General features: G+C 42.2%; 3 protein-coding genes. All 3 read right to left on the bottom strand.

The window, feature by feature from the left end; translation table 11 throughout:
* A partial coding sequence (gene truB, locus H5202_RS19380; protein WP_182773503.1) for a tRNA pseudouridine(55) synthase TruB occupies positions 1-598 on the bottom strand: 598 nt, incomplete at its 3' end.
* Positions 598-1029: a 30S ribosome-binding factor RbfA gene (rbfA, locus tag H5202_RS19375; protein ID WP_182773502.1), complete on the bottom strand. Its 432-nt coding sequence runs from the start codon at positions 1027-1029 to the stop codon at positions 598-600. The genes truB and rbfA, both read right to left, overlap by 1 nt.
* Before the next feature lie 66 nt (positions 1030-1095).
* Positions 1096-3384 (bottom strand): translation initiation factor IF-2 (gene infB / locus H5202_RS19370; protein ID WP_182773501.1); only part of this gene is annotated, 2289 nt, incomplete at its 5' end.

Below are 3384 nucleotides of genomic sequence, written 5' to 3'. Positions count from 1 at the left end.
GCAACATAATGACATGTGCTCCACATCCAAGCATTTCACCTAAATCATCAATAATGGTACGAATGTAAGTGCCTTTAGAACAATGAATATCTAGTGTTAGTTCATCACCTTCAAGCTTAATAAAATTGAGCTCAAATACAGTAATCGGTCTCGATTCCCGTGGAACTTCAATCCCCTCACGAGCATATTTATACAAAGGTTGACCTTGGTATTTTAATGCCGAATACATTGAAGGTATTTGTTGAGTGGTTCCACGAAAAAATGACAGTTTTTCATCAAGTAATTCTTGAGTAAAATTAACAGGGCGCGTTTGAACGACTTCCCCATCTGAATCACTAGTATCAGTACGTTGACCCAATTTAGCCGTGACCAGATAGCGCTTATCCGAATCAAGTAAATGCTGAGAGAACTTAGTCGCTTCTCCAAGACAAATAGGCAACATACCTGTTGCTAACGGGTCTAAAGCACCTGTATGGCCAGCTTTATTAGCATTAAAAAAGCGCTTCACTCTTTGCAGGGCAAAATTAGAGCTCATGCCAGTATCTTTATCGAGTAATACGATTCCGTCGATGAAGCGACCTTTAGGGCGTCGAGCCATTAATCTTGCTCCTTTTCACCGTCAACAGACTCGCTATTATCAGATACATCTGGCGAAAACTGCTGCTGTTTAGCTTTATCTTTATTAATGACTTGTGTCACTAGGTTAGACATACGCATGCCTTCTACTAACGAACTATCATAAATAAAACGTAATTCAGGCATGACACGTAATTTCATACGTCCAGCAACTAAAGTACGAACATAAGGTGCAGCTACAGTAAGCGCATCAATTTTTTGTTGAACAAGTTCAGTGTCTTCTTCAAAAAAAGTCACATAAACTTTTGCATAACTTAAATCACGAGAGACGTCGACGTCATTTACTGTGACAAAACCAATGCGGGGATCTTTCATATCGCGTTGCAACACCATTGCAAGTTCTTGCTGGAGTTGTTGTGCAATACGGCGTGTACGACTAAATTCTTTTGCCATGATGATATGCCATATCGTTAGGTCTACAATCAAAAAGGGCGGCTAAAGCCGCCCTTCCATTGGTTCTTATAAGGTGCGAGCTATTTCGACTGTTTCGAAGACCTCAATTTGGTCTCCTACACGAACGTCATTGTAGTTCTTAACACCGATACCACATTCCATCCCATTACGGACTTCAGGGGCATCATCTTTGAAGCGACGTAAAGACTCAAGTTCACCTTCGAAGATAACCACGTTATCACGTAGAACACGAATTGGTGCACTACGCTTAACAATACCTTCAGTAACCATACAACCAGCAATCGCGCCAATTTTAGGAGACTTAAATACATCACGAACTTCAGCAAGACCGATAATTTCTTGTCTAAATTCAGGAGCTAACATACCAGTCATTGCAGCACGAACTTCATCAATTAAGTTGTAGATGATGCTGTAATAACGTAAATCAACACTTTCTGAATCAATGGTTTTACGCGCTTGTGCATCTGCACGGACGTTGAAACCTACAAGAATCGCATTTGAAGCAGCTGCTAATGTTGCATCGGTTTCGGTTAATGCACCAACACCACGAGCAATAATGTTCACTTTAACTTCATCTGTAGACAGTTTAGCTAATGATTCACAAATAGCTTCAAGAGAACCTTGAACATCCGCTTTAAGTACGATGTTCAACTCTTGTACTTCGCCTTCTTCCATGTTCGCAAACATGTTTTCTAGCTTAGACTTCTGTTGACGCGCTAACTTAATGTCACGGAATTTACCTTGACGATATAATGCAACTTCACGGGCTTTACGTTCATCACGAACAACTGTCGCCTCATCACCCGCTAACGGGACACCAGAAAGACCTAAGATCTCTACCGGAATAGATGGACCAGCTTCAGTGATAGCATGACCGTTTTCGTCTTTCATCGCACGGATTTTACCGTACTCTAATCCACATAAAACGATATCGCCTTGGCGTAAGGTACCTTCTTGAACCAAGATAGTAGCAACAGGGCCACGACCTTTATCAAGTTTTGATTCAATAACAACACCAGCTGCCATTCCATCACGTATAGCTTTAAGTTCTAATACTTCAGATTGAAGTAAAATACCTTCTAACAGTTCATCAATGCCCAGACCAGTCTTAGCTGATACATGAACGAACATGTTATCTCCGCCCCAGTCATCTGACATGACGCCATGTTGAGATAGTTCACTCTTAACACGTTCAGGATCAGCATCTGGCTTATCCATTTTGTTAACAGCAACGATTAACGGTACATTACCCGCTTTAGCATGTTGAATAGCTTCTATCGTTTGTGGCATTACACCATCATCAGCTGCAACAACTAAGATAACAATATCAGTCGCCTTAGCACCACGAGCACGCATTGACGTAAACGCCGCGTGACCAGGAGTATCAAGGAAGGTGATCATGCCGTTTTCAGTTTCAACGTGGTATGCACCGATATGCTGAGTAATACCACCGGCTTCACCAGCTGCAACTTTTGCACGACGAATATAATCAAGTAATGACGTCTTACCATGGTCAACGTGACCCATGATAGTCACAACAGGAGCACGAGACTCTAGCTGGATGTTGTCATCACGATCTTTAAGTACTTGCTGCTCAAGTTCGTTCTCACGAATAAGCACAACTTTATGACCTAATTCTTCAGCAACCATTTGGGCTGTTTCTTGGTCAAGTACTTGGTTAATCGTTACCATAGTGCCCATTTTCATCATTTGCTTGATGATAACAGTGGCTTTAATTGCCATTAAATGAGCTAATTCAGATACGGTTACGGTTTCGCCAATACGCACGTCACGACTAACAGCTGCAGCAGGTTTATTAAAACCGTGCGCCATAGATTCAGGTGCGGTACTGCGGTTGCGCATATGTTTTTCACGACCGTCACGAGCATCTTTTCCGCCACGTTTTTTATTGGCGTTTTTGTTGCGCGCACGACGACCACGTTTTTCATCATCAGCATCTGAACTGTCTTCTGCTGCACGAGCAACTTTAGACGTTGTAATGTGGTGATCGCCATTCTTTTCTGCATCTAAACGTTGGCGTTCTTCTTCTGCCCAACGCTTAGAGTTAACTTCTGCAAGTTGGCGTGCTGTTTCAGCTGCTTTGGCAGCTTCATCTTTCTGCTTTTGAGTAAGTACAGCTTCTTGAGTCGCTTTTAAACGATCGGCTTCTGCTTTTACTGCAGCTGTTTCTGGATCAGCAACTTTAGTTACTTTAGGTTCAGACTTAACTTTTTCTGATTTCAATTTGGCTTCTGCTTCCGCTTTTTTCTTCGCTTCTGCATTAGCTTTCGCTTCTGCTGCTGCTTTTGCTTCAGCTTCCGCTTTTGCTCGAGC

This window comes from Shewanella sp. SG41-4, assembly GCF_014164505.1.
GTDB lineage: Bacteria > Pseudomonadota > Gammaproteobacteria > Enterobacterales > Shewanellaceae > Shewanella.
The sequence above is the reverse complement of the archived record's forward strand: the minus strand, read 5'-3'. Positions and strand labels throughout refer to the sequence as shown.

Excerpts from the sequence above, each read along its gene's own strand:
- rbfA (WP_182773502.1), bottom strand. The coding sequence starts at position 1,029 with ATGGCAAAAGAATTTAGTCGTACACGCCGTATTGCACAACAACTCCAG.